2 protein-coding genes and 1 pseudogene are annotated in these 1819 nt (G+C 63.3%); all 3 read left to right on the top strand.

Annotation, left to right across the window (positions count from 1 at the left end; all coding sequences use genetic code 11):
- Positions 1–211 (top strand): aldehyde dehydrogenase family protein (locus EN925_RS34420; protein ID WP_128337297.1); only part of this gene is annotated, 211 nt, incomplete at its 5' end.
- A 59-nt stretch (positions 212–270) separates the two neighbouring features.
- The gene (locus EN925_RS34415; protein ID WP_127367630.1) at positions 271–1275 is read left to right on the top strand and encodes an ABC transporter substrate-binding protein; all 1005 of its coding nucleotides are present in this window, start codon (positions 271–273) and stop codon (positions 1273–1275) included.
- Positions 1276–1333: 58 nt separating this feature from the next.
- Positions 1334–1819: pseudogene (locus tag EN925_RS34410) on the top strand (ABC transporter permease); the annotation flags it as partial.

Genomic DNA, 1819 nt, shown 5'->3' with positions numbered 1-1819 from the left:
GGCGCACCGCATGGCGCGCGACATCCGTGCCGGCGTCGTCTGGGTCAACACCTATCGCGTCGTATCGCCGCTCGTTCCCTTCGGCGGCTACGGCCTGTCGGGGCTCGGCCGGGAGGGTGGGCTCGACACCATCAGAGATTACACACGCTCGAAATCCGTCTGGATCAACACCTCGGACGAGCCGATCCCCGATCCCTTCGTCATGCGCTGAGAACCGCGGGACGCAGGTGCACTGAGAAAAACAAAAACAGACCAACAGAGGAGAATGACATGAAACTGATTTTGACCGGCCTGCTGGCCGGGCTACTCACGGCAACCGCCGCCAAGGCCGATGAGATGGCGTTCACCAGCTGGGGCGGCACCACGCAGGAAGCGCAGACCAAATCCTGGGCAGCCCCCTTCGAAGCCAGCTCCGGCATCAAGGTGCTGCAGGACGGACCGACCGACTATGGCAAGCTCAAGGCCATGGTCGACGCCGGCAATGTCACCTGGGATGTCGTCGACGTGGAAATGGATTTCGCCATAAAGGCCGCCAAGGACGGGCTGCTGGAGCCGATCGACTATGCGGTCGTGCCCAAGGCCGATCTTGACCCGCGTTTCAGCAATGAGCATGCCGTCGGCAGCTTCTACTACTCCTTCGTGCTCGCCTGGAACAAGGGCGCCGTCTCGGGCGAACCGACCGGCTGGGCCGACATGTTCGACACCAAGAAGTTTCCCGGAAAGCGGACCTTCTACAAATGGTCGGCGCCGGGCGTCATCGAGATCGCTTTGCTGGCCGACGGCGTGCCGGCGGACAAGCTTTATCCGCTTGATCTCGATCGTGCCTTCAAGAAACTCGACACCATCAAATCCGATATCGTCTGGTGGGGCGGCGGCGCTGAATCACAGCAGCTGATTGCCTCCGGCGAGGCTGCCTTCGGTCAGTTGTGGAACGGGCGTGTCTTCGCCCTCCAGCAGGATGGCACCGACGTCGGCGTCGCCTGGAAGCAGAACCTCACCGCCGCCGACGTGCTCGTCGTGCCGAAGGGCGCCAAGAACAAGGACAGCGCGATGAAGTTCCTCGCCGCCGCCACCAGCCCGACCGGCCAGGCGAAATTCGCCGAGGCAAGCGGCTATGCGCCCATCAACACCAAGGCCAAGGCGGAGATGCCCGCCGATGCCGTCAAGGCCCTGCCTGATGCCCATGTCGACGGCCAGATCAACCTCGACATGAACTACTGGGCCGAGCATCGCGACGAGATCGCCGCGCGCTGGTATGCCTGGCAGACCAAGTAACACCGTTGCAGACCGACGGGGCGCGGCTTGCGCGCCCCGTTTTGAACAGGACCGCTCGATGCAGGGAAGTTCTTTCAGACGCAGCTCGGTTGCCGGCCTGCCAGCCGGCAGCGGCAGCGCCTTGCCGGCCCTGCTTCTGGTTGGCCTGTTCTTCATCGTGCCGGTGGTTGCCCTGCTGCTGCGCAGCGTCACCGATCCCGAACCCGGCTTGCAGAACTACGCGGCGCTGTTCGGCAGCGACACCTATGTGCGGGTGTTCCTCAACACCTTCCTGGTCGCATCGGTCGTCACAGCCGTCACCATCCTGGTGGCTTTCCCTGTTGCCTGGATGCTGGCGATCATGCCGCCGGCCCCGGGCTCGATCGTCTTCGGCATCATCATTCTGTCGATGTGGACGAACCTTCTCACCCGCACCTATGCGTGGATGGTGCTGCTGCAACGCACCGGCGTCATCAACAGGGCGCTGATGGGGTTGGGCATCATCCATGAGCCGCTGCCGCTCATCAACAACCTCGCCGGGGTCACCATCGGCATGGTGTACATC

Origin of the sequence: Mesorhizobium sp. M7A.F.Ca.US.006.04.2.1 (assembly GCF_004022915.1) — a bacterium.
Classification (GTDB): domain Bacteria; phylum Pseudomonadota; class Alphaproteobacteria; order Rhizobiales; family Rhizobiaceae; genus Mesorhizobium; species Mesorhizobium ciceri.
The sequence above is the reverse complement of the archived record's forward strand: the minus strand, read 5'-3'. Positions and strand labels throughout refer to the sequence as shown.